Raw genomic sequence first — 26,166 nt, 5'->3', positions numbered from 1 at the left:
TTTTATTTGGAAGTCAAAATTTTTCTAACTTTCATACCAAATACCTCTATTTTATTTCAACTAATATAGAGAAAAGCACAGCCAAATAAAGACTTACTATTGCAATATAATTCTTGTTTAATTTGGCTCAAACGTAGCAAATCATTGATAAAAGTGCTTGAAGATACGCTAATCTTGGTCATATTAAAGGATTATTTAATTCTACGATTCTTTCCAAATCTTCCACCAAATGTTTCGATATCTCTTCGTTTATGGGTACAAAAAACCTCTGAAAATTTTCAGAGGTTTTTATTTTTTTAAGATCTTCAAAATCCTATTAAGATCAAGGTATTATTTTCAGAATATTTACTTTTCAAATTATTAGTCTTTAATCAATCGTTTTCTATACTGTGGTGCAATAAATTTTTCAATTTCTTTCCATGTGAAAGAAACTGAATATTCAGGATAACCGCTATTGGTTCTATTTTTTTCATCATAAAAAATGAAGTTTATACCAGTTATGTTTCCTGCGATATTGGTGCTTATTTTATATTGATTGAGATTGTTCATTGGAAATGACATACTTTTATCTGATTTTAATTTTTTACGACATATCTGTAAAAGTACTTTTTTGTTGACGAATAAATTTTCTCCAATTTCTGTATCACTCAATTCATTAAAAAAATAATAGACTGTATCTTCCCATGGGGAACCATAAGATTGAATATGTACAGATACATTAAGCAATCCGTTTTTATTCAGATAAATCTTATATTTTTCAAATCCGAATTGGTTATCACGCAGTGAATTTGTTGAAATTAAATTTTTTAAAGTATCTTTTTTTGCATTCAATCTTTTCTCTGGACTGTCAAAAAAAGTACCATTAAAAAGATCATAGCTTTTTTGAATTCTCTTATAAATTCCAGTATTTTTCGTGCCTGTTTTTAATTCCTGCAACTCAAAGCATTCCTTAGAAACACATACAGAATCTTTTAAAACAGATACATTTTGAGCATATGATGACAGGCCAAACAAAAAAATAAATATTATATTGAATTGGTATTTTATCATTTTTGACACCATTTATCCTTAAACATAGATAGTCACTCCTTAAAATACATTTAAAACATTGGATATTAGTATTCTAAATATTGATTCATTTGTTTTTTCTTGCAGGTTTTTGTATTTTAGAGCTTTAAAACCTTGCAAATATGTTGGGAAAAAATCCAGAAAAACTGCCAGAATTATTTCGCCCGATGTTGGTGGATTTTATTGATGAGAAGCACGAACTTGTATTGCTTTCAGAAAAAATTGATTGGAATTATTTCGAGAAAGAATTTTCTCCATTGTATTCTAAAGTAGGCAATCCAAGTCATCCGATTCGGTTTATGGTGGGCTGCCTTCTTTTGAAGCACCTGTACAATTTGGGCGATGAAACCCTTGCCTCAGCGTGGATTATGAATCCTTACATGCAGTATTTTTGCGGAAGAGTTTTCTTTGAACATGAATTCCCGTGTGACCCAAGTAATTTTGTGCATTTCCGAAAAAGAATTGGCGAAAACGGTATTGAAAAAATCTTTGCCTACAGTGTAAGGATGCATGATGCAAAGGTCAATACTTCACATTTTGTTTTGTCAGATACCACGGTTCAAGAGAATAACACTACTTTTCCTACGGATGCGAAATTGTGTAAAAAAGTAATTGATTATTGCAACAAAATAGCCGAAAAAGAAGGCCTAAAGCAGAGACAGCGCTACACGAAAGTCAGCAAACGACTGGTTCGCAACACCTACAACGGCAAACATCCTAAGCGAGCTAAAATGGCAAGAAAGTCACAAAGACAATTAAAAACCATCGCCATGAGGCTGATACGAGAACTGGAACGCAATTTTACGGCAGAACAGAAAGAGTTTTACAAAAATACACTGACACTTTACGCCAAAGCGGTTACTCAAAAAAGAAACGATACCGATAAAATTTACAGCATTCACAAACCATTTACCCGATGTATTGCGAAAGGAAAAGCTCATAAACAGTATGAATTTGGAAATAAGGTGGGCTTGATAACGACCTCGGGCAAAGGCAAAAAAATCATTCTTGGGATTAAGGCATTTTTACAAACACCATACGATGGTCACACCATTGAGCCGCTTCTGGAGCAAATGGAAAACAGTGGTCAGCAACTTCCAAAAGAACTCGTTTACGATCGAGGTGGCAGAGGAAAATCGGAGATCAAAGGCGTAAAAATCTCTATTCCAAGCACTCCAAGAAAAACAGACACCGCTTATCAAAAACAAATAAAACGCAAGAAATTCAGAACTAGAGCAGCGATCGAACCTATCATCGGACACTTAAAGACGGATTTTAGGCTGGCTCAAAATTATTTCATGGGAGAAATGGGGCCACAAATCAATGCATTATTATCAGCAACCGCCTGGAATATGAAGAAAATGATGGAAATACTGAAAAAAGAATTGAGTTTATTTTTTTATCAAATACAAATTATCCTATTTTCTAATTCTATGTTTAAAAATAAATTAGAAAATAGCATTTCTTAAGGAATGACTAGATATTTTATTTTGATGAAATAATTTTGGAAATACTCGTTGAATTTAGCGCAAACACATTGGTTGGAAATCTTTTATAAGAAACTTGTTTAATTTCATATCGGGTTTCTTTTCCTAATCCTACCTGAACTGAACTCACTTTTTCATCATAGATATTTTTGTTTAGATCTATAAAAATTTCACTTTCAGTAATAAGCCTGCTTTCAATATTGGTATGTTGAGTATATTTCAAAAATCCATTATTGGATGGTATTATTTTTTTCTCCAGTTCCTGATCTCCTTCCACAGATTCTTTTAAAACATATTTTGGCATTCCATTATCATCATATAAAAACTTCAGATTCCATTTGTCCAGATAATCACTTGCCTGGGTTCTATAGGATTCCATATAACCTTTTAATATTTTAAAGTCTTTATGTTTGTACTTTTCATATGAAGAAATATATTTTAAATCACCAAGATTATACCCCGAAAGAAAGTCTTCTAAAAAATCAATAAGATCAGGAATGTTTAAATACTCGTTAACGTTTTTCTGCAAATAGCTGAAATAAGGGTCATTTAAATAAAATACATCCTTTTCTCCTACTAAAATTGTTTTATCCTTTTCATTGAATGCAATTTTAAGTTTGTTTGTATAACTTTCATTTTTAGAGGTTAGCAAAAGAGTATTTTCGTTTTTTGTTAAGGTATATACATCCGGTACTTTCTTTTCTGATACCTGCGAGTCAGTAAATCTGTAAAAAGCAATACTGTCTTTTTTCGGGCTGAATATATAAATAAAGTTATTTGTACTTGTCTTATCTTTTTTATCAATTCTTTTGTCATCAACATATTCTCCTTTATCAATAGTTTTATTAACAATATGAGTGATAGTATATGATTTAGGCGCTTGTGCACAGGCATTTGTATGAAATACCGCCAAAATGAATAATATGTATGCTAATTTTCTCATTGATTAAACTTTTACTTTTTTCCAAAATATAGTATATCCAGCAACCCGGGTTGCTTCAAGACCGAAAGATCTCTTAGTTGCATTTTTATAATAAAAATCACCTGTTGTCCAATAGTCTTTTTTTGCAAAATCTTCATTAGGGAGATTATACACTGCTTTATTTTTTCCTTTTACCGTTTTGTGTGTATGCGTCCCTTTATCACACCCCTCTTCATGAACCGAATTATAAGCTAAAGTTGTTCCTCTTCTTCCGGTTATTTTACTTTCAAACGAATCATACAGGCTTTTACTTATTTTTATATAATCATACTCATCAAACTTATTATGACCGTATTTTGTGGTACTGTCCGGTTTTAAATCAGTATCAATACCCCAGGCAAGAAAATCTTCACCATCCCATTGTGTTGCATTATCAGTAGGATCATTTTTAACCTCATCCACGTCTCTTAAAAGAGCATCAATTGCCCCCGCTCTGGAATACAAAGAAATGGTATCTTTTTCTGAAGTTTTCATTTCAACCTTATCCTTAGCATCCACACTGGAATAACTGGAATTTAATAATTGGAACATTGTTTTTCCGACTCTTTTTGCTTCATTATAATTTGTATGTGCTATATATAAGTATTCTTCTTTTTCTGATGAAAGACCTTCATGTTTAATAATATTACATACTTTCTGAAAATCACTATGTACAATATTCAGTTTTTTAGGGCTTTTGTAAATATCTTCTTCTGCTCCTTTTCCTTCGCAGGCATATACATCATTTTCATTTCCTTTTTTTTGCCCTTTTACATTTCCTTCGAAGCTTCCATTATAATTATAAAAATAGCCATTTATTTTTTCTTTTGATTCAGGTACAGGAGCTCCAGCTGCATCAACGGTTTCCGGCTGATGAATTTGCCCGCTATCGGTAATTTTAATATCCACACCACCATAAGTACATGGAATGGTACTTTTCTGCAGCAATATGAATTGTTCCTGAGAAAGATAGGTGCCTATATCTTGCCAATCTCTTACATTCATAACAGAAGCACATGGTGCTGCCATTTGTGGGCTTTTTTTACAATTTCCTGTGAAAATTAAACTTTTCGGACCTCTCTCTTTTACAGTTGCGGTTTTCTTTTCCTGTATTGTTGGAGTATCATAATTCACTTTCATAATTCCCTTGGGAACAGTACACAAAGTACATTCCAGCGTTGCTGTATCTATGACAACTTTCAACCCATCTTCTACTTTATCTTTTTCCTCATTTTCAGCACGCTTCTCCTCCATCTTCTTACTGTTTTCCGCCTTCATCTGCTCGCTATCCTGTGCCGTATTTTGAGCTTGAGTTTGAGTTTCCGGAGTATTTCCTTCTCCATCGTTCTTTAACCTATCCATAATAATGAATGTTTTAAGTGAGAATTCTGTTTTTTAATGGCTACAAAACCTTCTTCATACTGGTTTCCCTTGCAGATAAATATTCCTCTGAAATCATCAATTTCTGTATGTTCCAGATTTTGAGCTGAGATTTTTAAAGTCATTTTCTCTCCATCTTTTTCGGGAATCATGATTTCTGTAAACCCTTCCGGAGAGATTCTTTTTCTTTTGGTATCGAATGACTCCAGCAACCCGTTGAAGAGCAGTCCAAACATATTATAGCCTGTCAAAAAATCAATCATTTTTGTTTCATCCTCCAACAGGCTGCTGATCTGGCTGAAATAGTTATCTATAGCATCACCTTTATGGGTTTTCGATAATTCAGACTGGATTTTACTCCATCTCAAACGCAGGAAAAGCAGATTATCTACGGCTATTATATTTCCTTCATTATCTACCCTGAGTTCCAGTTCATCAAACAGATAGCTGAGCTTCCTTACCAACTTCCCCATGGCTGTATCATTATCCGAAAAATCGAACTCAACTACCAGAATCTGAAATTGATGTTCTTTTTTTATTTTCCCAAGATAATATACTTCAATTTCCCGGGCATAGCTTTTTGTAATGGCATAAACCGGGTTTCTCTGCTCTGTAACAATGGTTTCAAGCCTATATGTTTTCCGATGAAGATTTTCCAGCAGCATAAAAAATTATTTCAGGGGATATACTATTCTTTCATAATTACTATTGGGATCCATACCCATCCAGTCTCTGTTTGCCGACCAATGAAGATATTTGTTACGCATAATTCTCAATAATGTCTGAGGATGATAAGCTGTAACTACAACCTCCTGTAAAGTCTTCGTTTTAATGACATTACCGTCTTTATCTACTACTTCATCAGGTATTGGTTCCTGCACCGGCTCTGGTTCCGGATTCTCTAGTCTTTCTCTTGCTCTTTCCTCTTTTTCTTTCTTAACTTCTTCGTCTGTTTTGAAATTCCATTTTTGTCCGTCCTCAAACACATAATGGTGTAAAAGATCTTTTGCTGAAGGCAGATATTGGTCGTGATCTATAGAGTAGCTTGTTTCTGTTTTTGTGACCACCTGATTGTCATAAAAGCCTATTCCGTGCTCTTCCATAAACTGAAGCGGAATATAGCTGTATTCTTTTCTCAGGAACCGGATCCCGGTAATCTTGCGGTACACCGCTCCCATTGTTAGAACATTCAGGAAGCTGTTATTAATTGTTATCTGTTCTTCATCAAACCAATGTTCATCAATCAATTGCTGTCTGCGCTTGTTTAAGAACCACACTGGTTTATGATTGGAGGTTTCTATTTCGTCTACAGTTTCTTTTCCGTTTTCATAAGCTCCGCCAATATCACAGTGAACACCCGGAAATTCTTTTTCTACACTGCCCGGAAAGCTTGTTAATGAAAAATTTTCCCTATGTTCATTTCCTGCTGTAAAATGAACTGCTTTGAAATATGATCCAGGATTCAGCAGCTGTAACTGTTCTACATCGTCTCCGAAATTATAACTGGATCCTAATGTAGAATGCTTCATTCCTTCCCATCCTACACGTCTCATTACTCCCATATCACCAAATTCTTCATAAGAGGATACAGTGTCATACACCCCAATAAAACGGACGTCCAGATCTAAGGCTTCCAATTCTTCTTTGGTGAGTACATCTTTACTTAAAAGATAATATCCCAGAAAACCAAATTTCGGAAGTTTTCCATCTACAAGGTAATTAGGATCTACCTCTGTTTTATCTTTATCTATCCAAATGTCTCCGTATTCCGGAACTGTAATGGGGCCTTCGGGAGAATCCATCTGGGTATATCCTACTATCTTTCTGGATTTTTTTATCTCAACATCAACGGGTCTTTTCTTCCCATTGATTTCGTAAGCGAAATTCCTTGCTGCGGCAGCTCCACGACTGAATCCAAAGGTATCTATGTATATTTTTGCAAATTGTTTATCTGCATTTAAACCATTTCTAATGATTCCTTTAATTCTTTCCGCCAGTTTTTCACATCCTTTTCTCACTTTTCCTCTTACCCCTGTGATACCGGATCCGTACTGGAAGCCATCATCTACATCTCTGCGGTTATCCAGCGTCCCAATACCTTCTATATAAATGGCATAGTTACTCTGCTCACAACATTTATACAGTCTGGCAACATTGGTGAAGTCGTTACTAAAACTATTATCAACCCCCATTTTATCTAAACGGCTTCTGTGAATTGCTTTAAGGTACTGGTCATATTCGGAACCTGCATCAGGATTTTTTTTATGGTCTAAATTATCATACTCTTTTTCCTGCTGCTTAGTAGTATCGTCTATAGCTTTTTCTTTCTTTGCAACTACATCATCAGAATCTGTGCTTTCAATTTTGTTTTTGCCATCTTTATATTTTTGACGGAGCTCGGTGTTTTTAAGATTATTCAAAGTTCCGTCAAAGAAAACACCTACCTCCAGATGCAGTTCATCTACAGGAGGTTTAGCATTACCAGTGTTATATACTAATGTTTTTCCCATAATCTTACATTTGAGAATTTTCTTAATTTTTCTTTTTCGACTTAAACATTTCTAATGAATCTGTCTTAATAAAAGCTTCCTTACCATTTTCTCCTTTTAGTTTTACCGTAAAAAAGCTAAAGGCCTCATTCACTTTTATCACTAATTCTGCTTTAGTACTTTTGGGATCATCTCCAAAAACGGTATTGAAAGCATCAAGGCTGGATTTTCCGTCCAAATTAGATGCTGCTCCGTATCTATTATTGTCTTTATCTGATACTGACATTGAAATTGAGCGGGGAATTGCCCTAAAATCATAATCTGATAAAGGATTTTTTGCAGCATCCAGTTGTTCTTTTTCACCATTTATCATTTCAATCCCAACATCTCTCAGCGGGTTTAATTTTGCATTTTCCGGAAGTTCAAAAACGGGTTTCCAACTGAATCTTGTTCTGTAAACATCCCATAAACCCAATGGTATTGGTTTTCCTTTGTTTTCTTCCTGTACTTTTTGGGGAATGATTTGTTCTCTCGTGTGTACCATTTCCAAATAATCTTTACGCCAAAACCGGTTTTCATGACTGTCCAGCTTAGCAATTTCTGATTCCGGAATGGTTACTTTTTTACCCTGATATCTTCCTATTTCCTTTTGCCATCCAACTCCTGATATCCAGACAACGACCACTCCTCCCGGTGCCATCCCCACAGAAATGCCATCATAGTTTAAATGCTGTGGCTTTCCGCTTGCTCCTTTTATATAAAATCCCTGGCTGAAATATTTTCTTATCTTTTCGGTATCTATTTCTGTATCTACCTGGTAAAACTGGTTTTCCATAAAAGACATCCAGATAAAATCCAAACGCTTTGGTAAGCTTTTGAAACCATTGCTCATCCCATTATTGATGGTTCCCCAACCTTGATTTCCCGATGCTATTCCAAAACTTAGCCCTACCCATTCTCCTCCTTCACACTCTATTCCTCCTTTGTATACTTCCATAGGATATCCTAAAGCTGCAGAAGTTCCTTCGGTCCATTCGTATTTTGTCATAGTTTTAGTTTTTTGATCGCTTTTTTTATCCTGACACGAGATCTGGATAAAAAATAAAAGCTTAGTAAAAATTTTATCGCTTTATTCATTCTTTAATGCCTTGCTGTACAGTATTGATCACTGATTTATTATTTGGATTACCCTTTATTCACTTTAGCATCTATTTTACCTAACATTTTGGCTACGCCTGAGCTCTGCAGTAAAATATCTCCGTTTTTTGCTTTATGAGTAGTGGTTGAAGTAGTTTCTTTAAGATCACCTGTCACATTAATCGTTTTATTTTCATTGACGGTCTGTTTATAATTTTTCGAGGTAAACTTATGATCATTGATGATACTAACGGCATTATCATTTCCTACGCTTGTCTTCATGTCTTTTCCTACGTTGATTGCCAGATCTTCTCCTACATTAAAGGTCATATTTTTAGGAGCCGTTACAATGATATTTCCTTTCCCATCCATCAAATAGTTGTTTCCACTAGGGTCTATGATATTTACACTTCCTTCGGCATCATTCATTAAAATACGGATTCCGCTTCTGGTTTGTATTGATTTTAAATGATTATCTACTCCGCCTCCAAGAGCTGTTCCTCCATGAAACATTCCTCCCATGACAAAAGGACGGTCGGGATGATTGTGTACAAAACCTACCATCACCTGATCTCCAACCTCCGGTATAGCTACATAGCCTCTGTTTTGAGTGATTTGATCTGTTCCTCCGGCATCAGGAGCCATCATTCTGATAAAATTGGTGGTGTCATGCAGCTGCCAGTCGAATCTAACGGTAATTCTTCCCTGTGCCAGCGGATCTGTATTGGAAATTACGGTTGCAATCTGCGGCTGTGCGATAGGCATAGTAAAGTCCGGAGTTGGAATATACCCTGTGTCTGAGGCAATGGCCTCGAATCTTCCTTTGTAACGTCCGAGAGTATCTACTTCATGAATAACTTCGGTCATCATCAGTTTGGTGAAATACGCCGTTTTGCTGGTATCCGTCTTTCTCATATTGATATCAGCTACACATCCCGGATATAAAAACGGAATAGTAGTTCCTCCGGAAACGGTAAAAACTTCCACTGCTTTGCTTCCGGCAGTACTTGTTTGAGAAATAACAACATCCATATCGGTTGCTGCTTTTATGGGAGCCACCTGCAATGATGGTGTTTTGAATATTCCCTCATTATTTTTATAGGCTGTCTGAGCCAGATTACCAACGTGTTTTATGGGAGTTTCCCCGGAAATAAGTTTAGCATTGGAACTGCTGTTATATCCGTAAAAATTAGGTTTGATATGAACGGCTTTTAATTCCACATTCACATCAGAAACATTGCTCCCGTATATTAATTCCAGTGATTTGTTCTGAGGCGGCATATTCCCGAAATGCAATACTTCGCCATCATAATAGAACTGTTCACCATAAGCTTCTGCCATTCTGCAGAGATAATTATAATGGGTTTCATTATACTGGGCGCTGTAAAGAATCTGAGAGGAAGCCTTTGCATTCACTTTTACATCAAATTTACTGCTTTCTATGCCCTGTTTAATAACATCTTCAGCAATGATGCCCATATTCACAGGTTTATTCCCTCCAAAACTTTGGGTATGAGGTGCGCCATCTAACAGAATGGTAGGGCTGTACCCTTTTAGTACAATATTTCCCAAACTATGGTTTTCCTGACTGAACCCTACTTTTGTAATGACTCCTACAAAGGTTCTTTCCGGGCTTCCTTCAACATCTTTATATTTAAAAACGACTGTTAATCGTTTTCCTAAAAATTGCTGAGCTTCTTCCAGATCATGGTTTTGTATTCCATCTAAAGTATCATGGGCTAATGTAAGTTCAAAATAATGGTGCTTTTTTACGCTCTGCTGTAAACGGAAATGTTTGAAGTGCTTAATCATCTTGCCTTCAATCACAATATCCAGTTTCACCACACGGTTGATTCCAGGAATATGATTCTCTGAAATCTTTTCGGAATTCGAGATATTTTTATTCATATGATGTAGAGTGTTTGGTGAGCTTTTTATTTTTGAAAAAAACTAAAATAAACAGCTTTTTATAAAGTTATCAATTTTTCACAATATAAAGTTCACATTATCAGCTTTATTTTTCTAAATCTTAGTGAAAATAATGTTCTTTTCTAAGGGAAAAGATTACTGACAAAAAAACAGAACAGGATCCCTGATAACGGATCTACTATTCTGTTTTTATGTTTGTAATTGTTAAAGGATTTTATCCCTGAGATCCAGGCCAAGCTCCGTCATAAGAAGAATTACCAAGCTCAATCTGCTCTGCACTTATCACAAAACTGATGTACATACTGTTTTCATCTACAGCATCGAAATCCACTTCGTGCTGGATAACGTAACCGTTTGTCCATTTCAATGTTGTTAAAGTTCCTTCTTCGTGAGATTTATTGAAAGTTACCTCTCCTACGGTAGGCTTGTACTTTCCGTTTAATAAGCTTTCAAGGATGTCTGATTTTTCAGTAGCCTCAACTGTAATTTTGATCAATGCGTTAGAAGGGTCTGATGCTACACGTCCTGAAACGTCTGTAGCTCTTGATACGCTGTAGTTCAGTTTTAACAGCTTTTGTCCTTCACCGTTGTTGAATTTTAAGATTCCTCTTGAATTTCTTTCTGCCATGATTGTAAATTTTAATCGTTAGTACTTTATGATTTGATGTTTGTTATATCACCAAATTTAGAAGTATTGATCATAACAAAATAAAATTTACGCATAAATCTGAAAAAGTGTAGTACTTTTACGACTAACACTCGTTAGGTAAATTTCAATCTATAAATCAGAAGATTACCTTCAACACAGCAAAATAAGCCTTATTTAAGCCCAGTTGTTTATCAGCAAAAATTAAAAGCAAAATATTAAAATTTTCAGGCTATATTAACCCCGAAAAGATGACCAACCAGTGCTGTAATTCCCATAGCAACAGTTCCCCAGAAACAAATCCTCAACACGGCTATTTTAATGCTGGAACCTCCCGCTCTGGCAGAAACCGCGCCCAAAAGCATTAAGAATATGATTGAAAACCCATACTGGAAATACACCATTTCTTTAAGAGGTGCTAAAAGAGAAACGGTAAACGGCAATAAAGCTCCTACTGCAAAAGAACCGAAAGATGCTATTGCTGCCTGCAAAGGTTTTGCCTGTGTTATTTCATTTATGCCCAGTTCATCACGGGCGTGTGCTCCAAGGGCATCATGCTCTGTAAGTTCAATGGCAACCTGCATGGCTGTTTCTTTGGTACAACCTCTACTTTCGTATACTTTAGCTAATTCTCTGAGTTCTATTTCAGGCATTTGTTCTAATTCCCGTTTTTCACGAATCAAGTCTGCTTTTTCAGTATCTTCCTGTGAACTTACGGAAACATATTCCCCCGCAGCCATAGACATGGCACCAGCAATCATCCCTGCGAGAGCGGCAAGAATAATGATATGACGTTCCGGTTCTGCCGCAGCAACCCCGATGACAATACTTGTAGTGGATAATAACCCATCATTAGCGCCTAATACAGCTGCCCGGAGCCAGCCTACTCTGTTTACATAATGTTTCTCCAGCTGATGATGCATAACTTTTGTTTTGATAGCAGTATAAAGTTACCAAATGTTTCATCAAGAATCATTTTAAATTAAGATGAGATTTACCACCTTAACTCAAAACGGATACAGGGTGTTCGTTTTTAAATCTGATGAAATCATCTAATGAGTATTCCGGGCATGCGCCTTCCTGTGAGGTAATGAATGCTCCCAGAGAGACAGCCTGAGTCATAATTTCATGGACTGTACTTCCTTTTTCTAATTTTTTGGAAAGAAATCCTGCTAAGAATGAATCTCCGCTTCCTACTGTATCTTTTACGGTAATGGGTATAGTGGGATACAGATAAAAGTTACCTCCGGAAGCATACAAAGCTCCTTTACTTCCTTTGGAAATAATAATTTCTTCAAGATCGAACTTATCCTGCAGAAACTTTACCCCATCTTCTTCCGTGGTGTATTCCTTTCCTAAAAAATCAAGCATCATACGCATTTCCGCTTTGTTGAATTTAGCAAGATGGGTTTTGTGAAGCAGATCTTTAATCATTCCCACTTCATAATAAGGTTCTCTGAGATTGATATCAAAGACATTATAATCGCTGAGTTCAAGCAGTTGAAACAATGTATTTCTGGATTTTCCGTTTCTGGCAGCCAGTGTTCCGAATACCAACGCATCTGTAGTGTTTAGGATTTCCTGATTTTCCGGAGTCGCTTCAATAAAATCCCATGCTACCCCTTCCACTATATCATAATGAGCATCGTTATTTTCATCTACTGTTGCAATGACCGTACTTGTCGGATATTCTGTATTGATCTGAACATGATCTACAGGAATATTCCAGTTTTTCATTTTATCCAAAAGGTCACGCCCAAGCTGATCATCACCGATACTGCTTATCATATCGACTTCTACGCCCATTTTGGAAAGATGGTAGGCTACATTAAAAGGTGCACCACCCACTCTTTTCTGCTCTCCCGGAAAAATATCCCAAAGCACTTCTCCAAAACATACTGCTTTATTTTTTTTGTATTCCATTGTATAAAAGTAATTAAATGTATTGATTTTGTAAAAATTTACGACTCGAATTTCCTTGTTTCAGAATGAGTAAACCTGCACAGAAAACTGAAGAAACGCATTGTTGTTTACCGGATTCCACATTCCCCATATTCCTACAGGAATTTTATAGCCTTCAATGGTAAAGCTTTTAGAAACAATTAGACTTATCTCATTGAATCCTGAATCTTTAGCAAAGAAGTTATTGTTTTCTCCATGACTGTCTAAAGCAAAAGAATAGCCTACTCTTCCCCTTACCTCAAGGTTATCTTTTTTGTATATTGGGTATTCTCCCGAAACAAATGATGAGTATTTATTGCCTGTGTTTTCGGTGTTTCTGTCTCTTCCAAAAACAACTGTATTCCAGCTGAGCACCAATGGAAACTGATCACTTATGGTATAATAAGATCTGAAGTCCCAAAAACGCCCGGTTTCTTTTGCGGAATAATTAAAAAACTCCTTATTGTTATAGGCAGCTCCGGGTGAAAAGTTATAAATATCCCATAATTCCAGTGTAAGATGTTTATTCTTATATCCTATATAGTTATTGAATTCTTTGTAAGAACCATCAACATTACCACCAGCCCAAAATCCTGCATAAAAATTCTTATAATCAAGATGTAGATCTCCGGTATAAATAAGTCCGGCAGAGACTTCTATTCCGCGCCACAAATGGCTGTTTCTAAGCTGTAATGCCGAATGCACTTCCTGTGCACCTAAGCAGGTTCCTGCAAAAGAGGAAATAAGTAGTAAGTGGTTTTTTAACATGATTCAAGTGTTTTTTAAGGCAGTAGTTATCCTGTATCCAATAGCTGTCTACAGGATAATTACTTTAGTTAAAAGAAAATATATGATTAGTGAATAAGGTCTTTTTCTCTAATACGCGATCCGAACAAAGCGTAAGTAAGCATCAGCAGTTCACAGATTACAGTAAGCCACCAAGTCCATCTCCAAGAGCCTAAAATATCAGCTAGACCTCCCTGAATAAGGGTAAATACAGCTCCACCAAATACGGCAGAAATAAAAATACCGGATGCTTTTGAGGTATATTTGTTCAGGCCTTTAATGGAAAGGGTGTAAATACAGCTCCACATGGATGAATGCAGAAGTCCGATGGCAACAAGAAACCAAAGATTCTGGGTAATCATCGATACCAATGCGAGTATTGTTGCCAGTACAGTGGTTGTTATCAACTGCGTTCTTGCAGAAATCTTACTTAAGAAGCTCGATACTGCTCTTCCTACCAGAAATCCTCCCCAATACAATGTGGATAGTAATGCATGAATTCCTAAATCCATTCCTCCCACAATGATATCTGTTTTTCCGAAAAATGTGATAGGATGCCCGGAATCCATAAGCTCAAAGGCATAAAGGTTAATATTAGCGCCAATAGCTACTTCGGTTCCTACATAAAAAAAGATGGCCAAAACGCCCAACACAAAATGTCTGAACGACCAGATACTTCTCTCCAGTTTTTCTTCGCCAACGACTCTTGTGTGGGCCAGATCAGGAAGGTGAAGTCTTTTCGTGATGATCATGACTGTAAGGATACAGACAATTAATACAGAAAGCGGAAGCAAAAGCTGTCTGATCTCTATATTTTCAATGGAAATTCCACTGAACATCACTACCGTTACGAAGAAAGGGGCGGAAGTAGTTCCGATAGAGTTGATCGCAGTCAGGATATTCAGACGCTGTACAGGTTGCGTTCCTTTCAGTTCATATGAAGCAGCATAAGGATTTACCACCACCTGAATGATGGCTGCGGATGTCCCCATTAAATAAGAACCGATAACAAAAACGATAAATCCAACAGGAATAACAGCATCTTTTATACTAAATTTCAGATCAGGATAATGATCGCCAACCCAAGATGAGCACAGATACATAAAAAGGCCGGAAATCATAAAGAAAAGCCCGCGCAAAATGGTATTCTTATATCCAAAGGCATTAACCCATCTGCTTCCCAGTGTTCCGTTCAGAAGATATCCTAAAAAGAAGAAAAAGGAAATCAAAGTAGTAAACGTATTTTTAAGGCTGCCCGCATGGCTCAGAAAAGTAAATTTCAGCGGTGCCTGCAGCTGTTCATTGACTGTCGTTAGAAAACCGACAATAAAGTAAATAAATGTAATAATGACAAACGGCAGTATAGCATTATTGGTTTTGTTGTCTGAAGTGGTGATACCTGGATTTATCTGCATGGCTTAATTATTTTATGATGGATTGTAAAACTGAGGCGGTTCCTGAATTTTTTATATCTTCTACAAAACTGTTGTACTGTTTTATGAACTGTTCAGAGGTTTTTAATTGAACTCCTTTAAAAGCTGATAATTCCAGGAAATCTTGTGGATTTTCACTGGCAATAAACTTTTGATCATTCTCTGTCATCCAGGGTTCTGCTGTTTCGAATACATTGCCCTGATCATCGGTTTTATATTTAAGATAATGTCTGTAGGAAGCAATAAGAAAAGCCGGTCTGGTAAGGTCTTTCGCTCCCTTTATCATTTTATCAAGATTAGGAATGATATATACCGGGAATTTTGAAATTCCGTCGAAGCACAAACGGCTCACCTGATCGCTTACACTGTGATTGGCAAATCTTTCGATCAATGTCTGCTTATATTTTTCCAGATCTGTATTTTCCGGAGCAGGAACAAAAGGGGTAATATCCTTATCCATAAAATCACTGATAAATTTTACAAGATTTTTATCTTCCATCGCCTGATCTACTTTGCGGTAGCCCATTAAGAAAGCCGGATAAGATAAGAGGGTGTGGGAAGCATTCAGCAGGCTTAATTTCATATTTTCAAATGCAGTTACGTCATTCGTAAATTCTACTCCTACTCTTTCCCAGGCTGGTCTTCCTGCAATAAAATCATCTTCTATCACCCATTGTGTAAAGTCTTCACAGTATACAGGAGCACGATCGTCTGTGCCGTTTCTTTTGTTTAACCTTTCTACATCTTCCGGAGTTGTGGCCGGAGTAATACGGTCTACCATACTGTTGGGGAAGGTTACATTTTCCTTTACCCACGCTGCCAGTTTTGCATCCTGTGCTTCTATGAATGACATAAAAGCTCTTTTTGCCGTATTTCCGTTATGCTGAAGGTTATCGCATGAAAGCATCGTTATGGCTCCCCCGTTTTCTATTTTTCTCTGGCGCAATCCTTCTGCAACAAAACCAAAAACAGTAGCAGGATTGGAAGAATTTTTCAGATCATGCTGTATTTTTTCATCCTCCAATATAAATTCTCCGGTTTCTTTATCAAGATTATAGCCTCCTTCTGTGATGGTCAAAGTGATGATCTTAACAGAGCTGTCTGCTATTTTTTTCACTACAGCCGCCGGATCTTCTACTCCCCAGATCAACTCTTTTAAAGAACCTATTTTATACACCTCATCATTTCCGTTTCTTCCACAAACAGTAAGAGAGTATTGAAGATTCTGAGCTCTTAAATTCTTTACGATCTTCTCATCAGACGGCAGCAGACATACTCCACAAATTCCCCAATCTTTCTGATCTTCGTCATTAAGCAGTAAATTAGTATAAAACTGCTGGTGAGCCCTGTGAAAGTTCCCTACTCCAATATGTAAAATTCCTGTACGGATTTCCGACACATCATAATTGTAATAAATCATACTCATAAGCGTAAAATTGTTATCATATTAACCAATTCGTTAAAACTATATTAACAAATGATTAACAAGACACTTTTTTTACAAAATTCAAATTGGGAACGTTCCCAAAAATCAGGGAACGTTCCCAATTGCCTTTTTTTTTATTATTTTTAGCCAAAAAACAAAGCTGATGAGACGTATTACGATTAAAGATCTGTCCAAATTTTTGTCATTATCTACCTCTACCATCTCCAGAGCGCTGCTTCATGATAAAAATGTGAATGAAGAAACAAGAAAAAGAGTACTGGATGCGGCAGAGAAATTGGGCTATAAACCGAACCTTACCGCTTTGAATTTACAATCCGGACAATCCAGAACAATCGGGTTTGTAGTACCTGAAATGATTACTCCTTTCTCCTCCACTGTTTTGAAGGGAATTCAGAATATTTTATATCCTCTGGGATACCGTATCATCATTACCCAGTCTGATGAAGATCCACTTATTGAAAGAAAAAACCTTCAGCTTCTGGAAGAATTTAATGTAGACGCCATTATTATTAATCTCTGTCATGAAACCCACAATAATGACATCTATCAAAGTATTATGGATAAAGGAACTCCTTTAATATTCTTCGACAGGATTCCCCACAAATCCCTGGATGTCTCAAAAGTAATTATTGATGATTCTATTAAAGCAGCATTGATGGTAGAGTACTTAATTAAGACCGGAAGAAAAAGAATTGTTCATATAATGGGACCATCTACCATCCGAAATGCAGTAGAAAGGGTAAATGGCTACAAACGGATTCTCGTGAAATACAATATTTTTGACGAAAATCTGATTATTCAAACTGATGGAATGACTTTCGAGCACGGAAAAAAAGCTGTCAAACAGCTATTAAATAAGAATATAGAGTTCGACAGTATTTTTGCTTTTAGTGATACCTTAGCCATGGGAGCGATGAATTTTCTTCTTGAACAGAAAGTAAGAATTCCTGATGAGGTAGCTATAGCAAGCTTTTCCGGAACGGAATTATCAACCATGGTATATCCTCAACTGACGAGTGTACAGCAGCCTTTGGAAAAAATGGGTGAAGCCGCAGCAAAGCTGGCACTGGAAAAAATCAAAAACAACACCACTCCAAGCCAAGCTGTTTTGATGGATGCAGATTTAGTTTACAGGGCTTCTACATAATTAACCTAATCAGCTATTTATAACGATAGTACGTTATTTCTCTTTCAGTGATATTGTTCTTGCTTATGCTTTCCGTACGTTGAACTTCAAGATTTTTATAAAAACGTTGCAGCTGGTTCAGTTCATCTTCAGTTAAATTCTGAAGCGGGGAATCTATATTATTTTTATTTGTTGCAATCAATTCATCAAGTTTAATCTGAAGTTCTTTCAGGTCTCTGTTCTGTGCATTCTTTACGAATATTACGGCAAGTCCTGCAATTCCCAATAAAGTACTGCCCATAAAATAACCGGGCCAGGCTGTCAATTTGCCAAAAATATCTTTTATCATAATGTTATATTTTAAGTGATTGGATTAAAAAAAGCCATACAAATCTTTTGTTACGCTCATTTTTTTAAGCTTAACCTAAGTAAACGGAAAAAATTCAGATTTTTATTTTTACAATCGCGTACTATCAAATATAAGCAATCATACGCTAACACTTTATGACTCAAGTCATAGAACTCAGAAAGCCTCCTTTTCCGGTCAGAATTTTATGTTTTCCTATCTTTGCACTCTGAAATTCGATAACAATATCAATGAGTTTATTATATATCAACTGGGATGTAAATCCCGAAATCGTCAATATTTTAGGACTTCCTATCAAATATTACGGCTTGCTTTTCCTTGCCGGACTTGTTTTATCACTTAATATTTTAAAAAGAATTTATAAAAAAGAGGGACTTAGCTCTCAAGCTCATGAAGCTTTATTCTCCTATGCATTGATAGGAATTTTAGTAGGTGCCAGATTAGGACACTGTCTTTTTTATGATTTTGATTATTATTCCCAACACCCGATTGAGATATTTTTACCGATTCAGAAAGGAGCGGATGGAGCGTACCATTTTACAGGATTTGCTGGTCTTGCCAGTCATGGTGGTGGTATAGGTCTGGTAATTATGCTTCTTATTTATGCAAGAAAGTATTCTATCCCGTTTATGACCGTTTTGGATGCCATAGCGATTGTTCTTCCATTGGGAGGTACTTTTATCAGGCTTGCCAATCTTATGAATTCTGAGATTATAGGAACTCCCACCAATGTTCCGTGGGCTTTTATTTTCCGTCAGGTAGATGATCTTCCGAGGCATCCTGCACAGCTTTACGAAGCTATTTCTTACTTTATTATATTCCTTATTGTATATTTCATTTACAAAAAGAATATTTTTAAGATCGGAAAGGGATTTTATTTAGGCGCCAGTATTCTGTTAATCTTCATTATGAGAATTCTGATCGAGTTTATCAAAGTAGATCAGGTAGAATTTGAACACAGGATGAGTCTGAATATGGGACAGCTTCTGAGTATTCCGTTTGTTCTTCTCGGACTATTCTTTATCATTAAAAGTATATTGGAAAAAGGAAAAGCTAAAACAGCTTAATTTCCTGATTTCTTTTCAAATAAAAACTCACTGAAAGTTGTTTTCAGTGAGTTTATTTTTTAATGGATCTGCAATAGATTATCTTGTTGTATATCCTCCGTTGGCAAAAATAGTCTGCCCTGTAATCCACCAGCCTTCTGTTACCAGAAATTCTACTAATGGAGCAATATCTTTAATATCGGTCAGTCCTCCCAGTGCGGATGCAGATTTATGATAAGCCACGGCATCATCAGTTTCCTGTCCATAGAAGAAAGGAGTATCCATTGGTCCAGGTGCTACAGCTGTTACGGAAATTCCTCTTGCTCCGAATTCTTTGGAAGCTGCTCTTGTAAAATGCTCTACCGGTGCTTTTGCTCCTGCATAAGTAGAATACAATCCCGTGTAGGCCGCCAGCAATGAAGTAACAATGGTACAGATTTTCCCCTGATCATTCAGTTTTTTGCCTGCTTCCTGCAAAAAGAAATATGCCGACTTGGAATTGACATTGAACATGGTATCATATTCTTCTTCCGTAGTTTCGGCAAATGGCTTTTTCAGGACCATTCCTACAGTATTGATGGCAATATCCACGCCTCCGAAGCGGGAAATGGTTTCATCAAAAAACTGAGTGATATTGTCTACTTTGGTAAGATCTCCCTGAAATAAGAATGCTTCAGCTCCTAATGCCTGTACTTCAGCAAGTGTTTTCTCACTTTCAGCTCTTGAGCTTTCACTGTTGTAGTGTATGGCCAGTTTTGCTCCTTTTGCGGCGAAATCTCTGCTTAATAATCCTCCCAGGTTTTTACCTCCTCCGGCAATTAAAACAACTTTTCCTTTTACATTTTGTGTTGACATGTTTTTATATTTAAATGTTAATGAAGCAAAGATGGATAATAAAAATCGCCTCAACATGGTGAAATTTTCGGGAATTGTGGAAAAGTTCAACAAAATTTTCAATTTTACTTTTAAACCGAAATAAAAATATTTATATTTTTCTACAAACAGCATATTTTAATAGAATACTATTTTCCAGTCAGATACGGGTTAAAATGCATCTTATTAATTAAACATTTCTGTATAATTCACTAATAGCCATCAATTTTAGGCATAACATTTGATACTCTCCCACCCGTATTATACACCACTTCATTTTATAATATATTTTTTATAATCCTCAGTATTCTGAGGATTTTTTTATTAACCTTTTAAGACTTCTCTGTACATCTTACATTAAGACCACAAAACCATTTCTGATAATCAATCATTTAAAACAGGATTATTCATTTTATTGTTGTATATTTGTACATTGTTAATCAAGCCACCACTTTGTTTTCTGTAACGACCCGAATATTTTTATTCAGTCTTTGCTTTTTGAGCAGCCATCTTTTTAACTTTTATTTTTCTATTAAGAACAATACTTGTCAGAATTTTAAAGCTCTGTACGATTGGAATTACCCAAGACAGGAAACATTGCCAGGCTTTATAGGGGTCTACAGCAGACCAGATTGAACGAACTAATTTATAGAAACTAAATACTAAAAATAATTTATGGCAGATTCTTTTTCTAAAAAGGAAAATTTCAAGAAAAAAATTCAAAAGCAAAAAGAAAAGGCGCTAAGACGCGAAGAACGTAAAACGAACAACAACAAAGGAGCGGAGGATGTCTTCATGTATGTAGACGAATTCGGAAGATTAACTTCTACTCCTCCTGAACAAAGACAGGAAGTAAACCTTGATGATATTCAGCTGGGTGCGGCTCCTATTATTGAAGAAGATCCAAGAAAAACAGGAATTGTTACTTTCCTGAGTGAGAAAGGATACGGTTTCATCACAGAAGATAATAACAAAGAAAATATCTTCTTCCACAACAACAACTGTGCAGAGCCTGTGAAAAAAGGAAACAAAGTATCTTTTGAAAAAGAGAAATCTCCTAAAGGATTTTCTGCTGTTGAAATTCAGATTGTTAAATAATACGCATAAAATATACTGCCGCGCGGCAGATATATTGTAATAATACAGAAAGAGACTGTCCGAAAGGGCAGTCTCTTTTTTGAATCATATAAAAAAACTATCTCAACTTGTAATAAGTTAGATTCTGATAAAAACAAACTCAGGAGTACCTGTCCGAAAACTCAGGATAGCAGCATTATATACTATACCTTATCAGAGCTTTCTTGACATGTTCTTCTGAGTTTTCATGGTTAGTTATTTTATTTATTGTAAAGATCCTGGAATTATTCCAATTCTCATTACGGGAATCCGTAAAGCGTAATTAAAATTTTCAATATAAAATAAGCTGCCTTGAAAAAGGCAGCTTATTTCATCGTAAAAAAAGTAAAAAAAATCAATCCAATTTTCCACCAAGTGCTTTGAAAAGCAGTACATTATTCCTGGTATTCTGATGCTGAAACTGCAACAGATCCAGCTCAGCGGTTAATTTGCTTTTCTGAGAATTGATCAGTTCAAAATAATTGGCATATCCTGTAAGATATAAATCATTGGAAACCTCCACACCACGATCAAGAAATCCGACTTCTTCTGATTTTAGTTTTAAAACCCGTTCATAGATCTTGGTCTGCTTCAAAATCGACTGTAGTTCGTTAAAAGCTGTTGTAATACTTTTCTGATAGTTTAAAAAAGCAATTTCCTGCTCTTTGCTGGCTACTTTAAATTCATATTTCAGCTGTCCTTTATTAAAAACCGGAACCATGAGCCCACCCAGCAACTGTCCGGCCAGTGAACTTGGTTTAAAAAATGTTTCTACGGAAAAAGAATTTAATCCGAAGCCGGCACCCAAATCAATCTTGGGATAAAAAGCAGCCCTTGCAGCCTTTGCATCAGCCTGGGAAGCTTCCAAAACATAATAATTTGCAGCCACATCCGGCCTGGAATGGATCACATTTTCTACATTAATGGTTTTATTTAATACTTGCATATTGGTAGGCATTAATATTTTCCCGCGTTTTACCTCTCCGCCATAACTTCCAGTCAAAGTAGTGATCGCCTGTTCCACAGTAACAATTTCCACTCTTATATGTTCAATCTCTGCCAGCCAGTTGTTATTCTGCGCTTTGAACTGCTGAACTGCCAATTCAGTAGCTTTTCCTACTTCACGCTGTGCCAGAACAATTTCAAAAGCTCTTTGGTGAAGCTTATAGTTTTTCTGATAAATCGCAAGACGATTGTCCAAAGCTACCAACTGATAATACAGATTGGCAATATCTGTAAAAAGCTCTACCTGTAACAATCTCAATCCTTCTGTGGAAGCCAGAAATTTCTTCTGGGCAGCAATTTTCTTATTTTTTAGCTTTCCCCAGGCATCAATTTCCCAGCTGCTTCTTGCTCCCAACCAGTAATTAGGCGTAAAATCTCTGTTGATTTTCTGATTTTCCGTAATATTGGGTGAAAGATTGGTATCATAATTTCCCACTCCTTCCATGGTATATTTGCCGTAACGGTTACCGGAAGCTTCAACACCTACCTCAAGAGAAGGCAGCAAATCCATTTTTGACCTTTGAAGGAAACTGTTGGCTATTTCCACTCTCTGCTGGGCAATCTGAAAATCCGGATTAGCCTGAACTACTTTATCAAAAAGTTCAAGCAGCTGCGGATCTGTAAAATAAGCCTTGAGATTGATCTGCTGGAATTCATCAGGAGATTTATTTTTATCAGCTTTAATAATCTCTTCCGGCAATTCCTGAGCTTTTTTCAGCTCTGTTACTTTGGGAACAGCGCACGAAACCAGAGTAAGTGATGCTACTCCATACAATATATTTCTATGATTTAATCTTTTCATCTTTCTTCTTATTTTCAAGTTTTGCAAAGAATATATACAGTCCGGGAATCACCACCAGTCCGAATATAGTTCCGATCAACATTCCTCCAGCTGCAGCGGTACCAATGGAGCGGTTACCAATAGCTCCTGCTCCTGATGCAATGCATAGAGGAATAAGTCCCGCTACGAAGGCAAAAGAGGTCATCAGAATAGGTCTCAGACGTTGCCTTGCCCCTTCAATAGCGGCCGGAATGATATCAAATCCCTGTTTGTTTCTTGCTACCGCAAATTCTACAATCAGAATGGCATTTTTGGCCAGAAGCCCGATCAGCATGACTAATGCGACCTGTGCATAAATATTATTGTCCAATCCCATCAATACCAATGCGATGTAAGAACCGAAGATTCCTGTCGGAAGGCTTAATAATACGGGCATTGGAAGAAGAAAGCTTTCGTATTGTGCTGCCAGTAAGAGATACACGAACAAAAGGCATATTGCGAAGATGTAAACGGTCTGGTTTCCTGATAAGATCTCTTCTCTTGTCATTCCTGACCACTCAATATCAAATCCTCTTGGTAATACCTCTTTGGCTACCCGTTCTACAGCTTCAATGGCATCTCCGGAGCTGTAACCGTCTGCAGGCTCTCCGTTGATCATGGCAGACATATACATATTATATCTCGTCAAAACTTCAGGTCCATATACTTTCTCAATAGTGATGAATGTTGAGAAAGGAACCATTTCGCCTTTATCATTTTTTAAATATAAATTCAGAATGCTTTCCGGGGTATCTCTGTGTTCCGGACTTGCCTGTACCATTACCTTGTACATCTGGCTGAACCGGATAAAATTCGTGGCGTAATATGATCCCAGCATGGTTTGTAATGTAGACATTGCGTTGTCTACCGATACTCCTTTCTTCGCTGCCATATCATAATCTACATTGATCATGTATTGCGGGAAAGTAGCATCAAAGCTGGTAAAGTTGTTCTGCAACTCGGGCGCTTCGTTTAATTTTTTAACAAAGTCCTTCGTGATCTTATCTGTATTTTCGATGGTACCTCCGGTTCTGTCGAGCAAACGCAATTCAAAACCACTGGTATTACCGAAACCGGGAACAGTCGGCGGTGCAAAAATTTCAATCTGAGCATCTGCAATGCTTTTTGTTTTGTCTGAAAGTTCTGCAATAAGATCATTTACTGAAATATTTCTTTCTTTCCAGTCTTTAAGGTTAATCATTGCCATTCCGTAAGAAGAACCTGCAATTTCTGTTACGATACTGTATCCTGCAAGTGTGGTTACATTTTCTACTCCTTTAATTTTTTTGGCAATAACAGTCACTTCATCCAGTACTTTTTCTGTTCTTTCTACCGTTGCTCCCTGTGGAGTTGTAACACTTATATATACCATTCCCTGGTCTTCCATCGGAATAAACCCTGTCGGCAGAAATTTACTGGTCACAAAAGTAAGCCCAACAAATAAAAACAGTAATCCGAAAGTAACGGTAGTTCTTGTGGCAAATTTTGATAAAATACCTACATAGCCATTGGTCAGTCTTTCAAATCCTGTATTAAAACTTTGAAAAGCCCTGTCGATGATGGTTTTCTTTTTATGATGATTATGAGGCTTTAAAATAATCGCACAAAGTGCGGGCGTAAGCGTCAATGCATTCACTCCGGAAATTACAATACTGATGGCCAATGTTAATGAAAACTGACGGTAAAATACTCCTACTGGACCATCCAGAAACGCTACAGGAATAAATACGGCAGACATTACAATCGTAATCGCTACTACCGCTCCCGCAATTTCTTTGGTGGCACTAATGGTGGCATCCATAGCATTCATCCCCTCTTCCATTTTCACATGGACGGCTTCAACGACGACAATGGCATTATCCACCACAATCCCGATGGCAAGAACCAGTGCGAACAATGTCAAAAGATTGACAGAGAAATCCAGCATATTCATGAAGGCAAATGTTCCTACCAAAGCTACCGGAACTGCCAGCACAGGAATCAATGTGGAACGCCAGTCCTGAAGGAATATAAATACGACAATTCCTACCAGAATAAAGGCTTCGATAAGGGTTGTCAGTACCGCACTGATAGAAGCGTCAAGGAATCTGGAAACATCATAAGCCATGTTATACTCCATTCCGGGAGGGAAAGAAGTGACTTTCAATTCTTCCATTTTTGCTTTTACACTTTCAATAACTTCAGAGGCGTTGGAACCGGGGCGCTGCTTCATCATGATCGATGCAGAAGGTCTTCCGTCTGTTTTGGAAACCATTCCGTAGTTCATGGCACCAAACTCTACTTTGGCAATATCCTTAAGCTTTAAAATAGTTCCATCCACATCAGATCTGATCGGGACTTCTTCATATTGTTTAGGCTCAAAAAACTTTCCTTTATATTTGATGACATACTGAAGCTGGCTGGAGGTTTTACCAGAAGTTTCACCCACTTTTCCGGGTGCTGCGGAAATATTCTGTTTTTGCAAAGAAGTGATAACTTCATCTGCCGAAATACTGTAAGCTGCCATTTTCTGTGGATCCAGCCACACTCTCATGGAATATTCTTTCTGTCCCATGATTTCAGCACGTCCTACCCCATCAATACGTTTTAGTTCCTGGAGAACATTAATATCCGTAAAGTTATAGATGAACTGCTCATCCTGGCTCGGATCTGTACTGGTGATATTGAGGTACATCAGCATACTGTTCACCTCTTTTTCAGTAGTTACACCGGCTCTGATTACTTCTTCAGGAAGTTCATCCAAAATTGTCGTTACTCTATTCTGAACGTTTACCGCCGCTACATCCGGGTCTGTTCCCACTTCAAAGAAAACCTGAATAAGGGTAAGACCGTCATTAGAAGTCACCGTAGACATATAAGTCATTCCCGGTACTCCATTAATCGCACGTTCCAAAGGAAGGGCTACCGCATTGGCAGACACTTCAGCATTTGCTCCTGTATATTTTGCAGTAACCGTTACTGAAGGCGGTACAATATCAGGAAACTGAGTGATCGGCATCTTCAATAAAGCCATAATTCCCAGTAAAACAAACAATATGGAAATAACCAACGAAAGGACCTTTCGTCTTATAAACATTTCTACCATAGTCAATTGATTTAAAGATTACGA

Annotated in this window: 21 protein-coding genes; 4 read left to right on the top strand and 17 right to left on the bottom strand. The window is 36.8% G+C overall.

All coding sequences use genetic code 11. From position 1 onward, the window contains the following. Positions 1-360 precede the first annotated feature (360 nt). Positions 361-1,050 (bottom strand): hypothetical protein, encoded by a 690-nt coding sequence (locus CLU97_RS05535; protein WP_147436448.1) that lies wholly within the window; start codon positions 1,048-1,050, stop codon positions 361-363. A gap of 140 nt (positions 1,051-1,190) precedes the next feature. Here CLU97_RS05535 and CLU97_RS05530 point away from each other — a divergent pair, with 140 nt between their 5' ends. Then, complete coding sequence (locus CLU97_RS05530; RefSeq protein ID WP_121486246.1) at positions 1,191-2,537, top strand: IS5 family transposase; 1,347 nt, start codon at positions 1,191-1,193, stop codon at positions 2,535-2,537. Between the two features lie 16 nt (positions 2,538-2,553). Here CLU97_RS05530 and CLU97_RS05525 read toward each other — a convergent pair whose 3' ends face one another. The 12 genes from CLU97_RS05525 to CLU97_RS05470 all read right to left on the bottom strand — a co-directional run bounded on the left by CLU97_RS05525 (position 2,554) and on the right by CLU97_RS05470 (position 16,683). After that, positions 2,554-3,498 carry a hypothetical protein gene (locus tag CLU97_RS05525; protein ID WP_121487037.1) on the bottom strand — a complete coding sequence of 315 codons (945 nt, stop codon included), beginning with the start codon at positions 3,496-3,498 and terminating at the stop codon, positions 2,554-2,556. A 3-nt stretch (positions 3,499-3,501) separates the two neighbouring features. Further along, on the bottom strand, positions 3,502-4,878 hold the full coding sequence (locus CLU97_RS05520) for a DUF4280 domain-containing protein (protein ID WP_121487036.1): 1,377 nt from the start codon (positions 4,876-4,878) through the stop codon (positions 3,502-3,504). Beyond that, the gene (locus tag CLU97_RS05515; RefSeq protein WP_121487035.1) at positions 4,866-5,561 is read right to left on the bottom strand and encodes a hypothetical protein; all 696 of its coding nucleotides are present in this window, start codon (positions 5,559-5,561) and stop codon (positions 4,866-4,868) included. The genes CLU97_RS05520 and CLU97_RS05515 overlap by 13 nt, the downstream gene beginning before the upstream one ends. Before the next feature lie 6 nt (positions 5,562-5,567). Then, entirely contained in the window at positions 5,568-7,406 is a 1,839-nt protein-coding gene (locus tag CLU97_RS05510) for a phospholipase effector Tle1 domain-containing protein (RefSeq protein WP_121487034.1), read from the bottom strand. A 22-nt stretch (positions 7,407-7,428) separates the two neighbouring features. Further along, positions 7,429-8,475, bottom strand: coding sequence for a DUF2931 family protein (locus tag CLU97_RS05505; RefSeq protein ID WP_262690691.1), 1,047 nt, complete (start codon positions 8,473-8,475; stop codon positions 7,429-7,431). Positions 8,476-8,570: 95 nt separating this feature from the next. Next, complete coding sequence (locus CLU97_RS05500; RefSeq protein ID WP_121487032.1) at positions 8,571-10,430, bottom strand: type VI secretion system Vgr family protein; 1,860 nt, start codon at positions 10,428-10,430, stop codon at positions 8,571-8,573. A gap of 235 nt (positions 10,431-10,665) precedes the next feature. Beyond that, positions 10,666-11,079, bottom strand: a complete 414-nt coding sequence (gene tssD / locus CLU97_RS05495) for a type VI secretion system tube protein TssD (protein WP_105702924.1) — start codon at positions 11,077-11,079, stop codon at positions 10,666-10,668. 245 nt (positions 11,080-11,324) lie between these two features. Then, entirely contained in the window at positions 11,325-12,020 is a 696-nt protein-coding gene (locus CLU97_RS05490) for a VIT family protein (protein ID WP_121487031.1), read from the bottom strand. 79 nt (positions 12,021-12,099) lie between these two features. Further along, a complete protein-coding gene (locus tag CLU97_RS05485) occupies positions 12,100-13,020 on the bottom strand; it encodes a carbohydrate kinase family protein (protein WP_121487030.1) in 921 nt (306 codons plus the stop codon). A gap of 60 nt (positions 13,021-13,080) precedes the next feature. Beyond that, positions 13,081-13,806, bottom strand: coding sequence for a hypothetical protein (locus tag CLU97_RS05480; protein ID WP_121487029.1), 726 nt, complete (start codon positions 13,804-13,806; stop codon positions 13,081-13,083). A gap of 86 nt (positions 13,807-13,892) precedes the next feature. Further along, positions 13,893-15,239, bottom strand: coding sequence for an MFS transporter (locus CLU97_RS05475; protein ID WP_121487028.1), 1,347 nt, complete (start codon positions 15,237-15,239; stop codon positions 13,893-13,895). 7 nt (positions 15,240-15,246) lie between these two features. Beyond that, positions 15,247-16,683, bottom strand: a complete 1,437-nt coding sequence (locus tag CLU97_RS05470) for a mannitol dehydrogenase family protein (RefSeq protein ID WP_121487027.1) — start codon at positions 16,681-16,683, stop codon at positions 15,247-15,249. Positions 16,684-16,846: 163 nt separating this feature from the next. On the opposite strand from CLU97_RS05470, the gene CLU97_RS05465 reads away from it, so the two are divergent. Beyond that, positions 16,847-17,851 (top strand): LacI family DNA-binding transcriptional regulator, encoded by a 1,005-nt coding sequence (locus CLU97_RS05465; RefSeq protein ID WP_121487026.1) that lies wholly within the window; start codon positions 16,847-16,849, stop codon positions 17,849-17,851. A 13-nt stretch (positions 17,852-17,864) separates the two neighbouring features. Here the strand turns inward: CLU97_RS05465 and CLU97_RS05460 are convergent, their stop codons facing one another. Beyond that, positions 17,865-18,179 carry a low affinity iron permease family protein gene (locus CLU97_RS05460; RefSeq protein WP_121487025.1) on the bottom strand — a complete coding sequence of 105 codons (315 nt, stop codon included), beginning with the start codon at positions 18,177-18,179 and terminating at the stop codon, positions 17,865-17,867. Positions 18,180-18,427: 248 nt separating this feature from the next. Between CLU97_RS05460 and lgt the strand changes: the two genes are divergently transcribed. Beyond that, positions 18,428-19,264: a prolipoprotein diacylglyceryl transferase gene (gene lgt / locus CLU97_RS05455; protein ID WP_121487024.1), complete on the top strand. Its 837-nt coding sequence runs from the start codon at positions 18,428-18,430 to the stop codon at positions 19,262-19,264. 78 nt (positions 19,265-19,342) lie between these two features. Here the strand turns inward: lgt and CLU97_RS05450 are convergent, their stop codons facing one another. Further along, positions 19,343-20,098, bottom strand: coding sequence for an SDR family oxidoreductase (locus tag CLU97_RS05450; protein WP_121487023.1), 756 nt, complete (start codon positions 20,096-20,098; stop codon positions 19,343-19,345). A 693-nt stretch (positions 20,099-20,791) separates the two neighbouring features. Between CLU97_RS05450 and CLU97_RS05445 the strand changes: the two genes are divergently transcribed. After that, entirely contained in the window at positions 20,792-21,214 is a 423-nt protein-coding gene (locus CLU97_RS05445; RefSeq protein ID WP_105702934.1) for a cold shock domain-containing protein, read from the top strand. A 373-nt stretch (positions 21,215-21,587) separates the two neighbouring features. Here CLU97_RS05445 and CLU97_RS05440 read toward each other — a convergent pair whose 3' ends face one another. Both CLU97_RS05440 and CLU97_RS05435 read right to left on the bottom strand, forming a co-directional pair. Then, on the bottom strand, positions 21,588-23,039 hold the full coding sequence (locus tag CLU97_RS05440; protein WP_121487022.1) for an efflux transporter outer membrane subunit: 1,452 nt from the start codon (positions 23,037-23,039) through the stop codon (positions 21,588-21,590). Then, complete coding sequence (locus CLU97_RS05435; RefSeq protein WP_121487021.1) at positions 23,020-26,142, bottom strand: efflux RND transporter permease subunit; 3,123 nt, start codon at positions 26,140-26,142, stop codon at positions 23,020-23,022. Before CLU97_RS05435 ends, CLU97_RS05440 begins: the two co-directional genes overlap by 20 nt. Between the last annotated feature and the right edge of the window lie 24 nt (positions 26,143-26,166).

Source organism: Chryseobacterium sp. 7 (assembly GCF_003663845.1).
GTDB lineage: Bacteria > Bacteroidota > Bacteroidia > Flavobacteriales > Weeksellaceae > Chryseobacterium.
This window is presented reverse-complemented; position numbering and strand designations above follow the sequence as displayed.

Coding starts and splice junctions, on each gene's coding strand:
- CLU97_RS05535 (WP_147436448.1), bottom strand. CDS start 1,050: ATGATAAAATACCAATTCAATATAATATTTATTTTTTTGTTTGGCCTG.
- CLU97_RS05530 (WP_121486246.1), top strand. CDS start 1,191: ATGTTGGGAAAAAATCCAGAAAAACTGCCAGAATTATTTCGCCCGATG.
- CLU97_RS05525 (WP_121487037.1), bottom strand. CDS start 3,498: ATGAGAAAATTAGCATACATATTATTCATTTTGGCGGTATTTCATACA.
- CLU97_RS05520 (WP_121487036.1), bottom strand. CDS start 4,878: ATGGATAGGTTAAAGAACGATGGAGAAGGAAATACTCCGGAAACTCAA.
- CLU97_RS05515 (WP_121487035.1), bottom strand. CDS start 5,561: ATGCTGCTGGAAAATCTTCATCGGAAAACATATAGGCTTGAAACCATT.
- CLU97_RS05510 (WP_121487034.1), bottom strand. CDS start 7,406: ATGGGAAAAACATTAGTATATAACACTGGTAATGCTAAACCTCCTGTA.
- CLU97_RS05500 (WP_121487032.1), bottom strand. CDS start 10,430: ATGAATAAAAATATCTCGAATTCCGAAAAGATTTCAGAGAATCATATT.
- tssD (WP_105702924.1), bottom strand. CDS start 11,079: ATGGCAGAAAGAAATTCAAGAGGAATCTTAAAATTCAACAACGGTGAA.
- CLU97_RS05490 (WP_121487031.1), bottom strand. CDS start 12,020: ATGCATCATCAGCTGGAGAAACATTATGTAAACAGAGTAGGCTGGCTC.
- CLU97_RS05485 (WP_121487030.1), bottom strand. CDS start 13,020: ATGGAATACAAAAAAAATAAAGCAGTATGTTTTGGAGAAGTGCTTTGG.
- CLU97_RS05480 (WP_121487029.1), bottom strand. CDS start 13,806: ATGTTAAAAAACCACTTACTACTTATTTCCTCTTTTGCAGGAACCTGC.
- CLU97_RS05475 (WP_121487028.1), bottom strand. CDS start 15,239: ATGCAGATAAATCCAGGTATCACCACTTCAGACAACAAAACCAATAAT.
- CLU97_RS05470 (WP_121487027.1), bottom strand. CDS start 16,683: ATGAGTATGATTTATTACAATTATGATGTGTCGGAAATCCGTACAGGA.
- CLU97_RS05465 (WP_121487026.1), top strand. CDS start 16,847: ATGAGACGTATTACGATTAAAGATCTGTCCAAATTTTTGTCATTATCT.
- CLU97_RS05460 (WP_121487025.1), bottom strand. CDS start 18,179: ATGATAAAAGATATTTTTGGCAAATTGACAGCCTGGCCCGGTTATTTT.
- lgt (WP_121487024.1), top strand. CDS start 18,428: ATGAGTTTATTATATATCAACTGGGATGTAAATCCCGAAATCGTCAAT.
- CLU97_RS05450 (WP_121487023.1), bottom strand. CDS start 20,098: ATGTCAACACAAAATGTAAAAGGAAAAGTTGTTTTAATTGCCGGAGGA.
- CLU97_RS05445 (WP_105702934.1), top strand. CDS start 20,792: ATGGCAGATTCTTTTTCTAAAAAGGAAAATTTCAAGAAAAAAATTCAA.
- CLU97_RS05440 (WP_121487022.1), bottom strand. CDS start 23,039: ATGAAAAGATTAAATCATAGAAATATATTGTATGGAGTAGCATCACTT.
- CLU97_RS05435 (WP_121487021.1), bottom strand. CDS start 26,142: ATGGTAGAAATGTTTATAAGACGAAAGGTCCTTTCGTTGGTTATTTCC.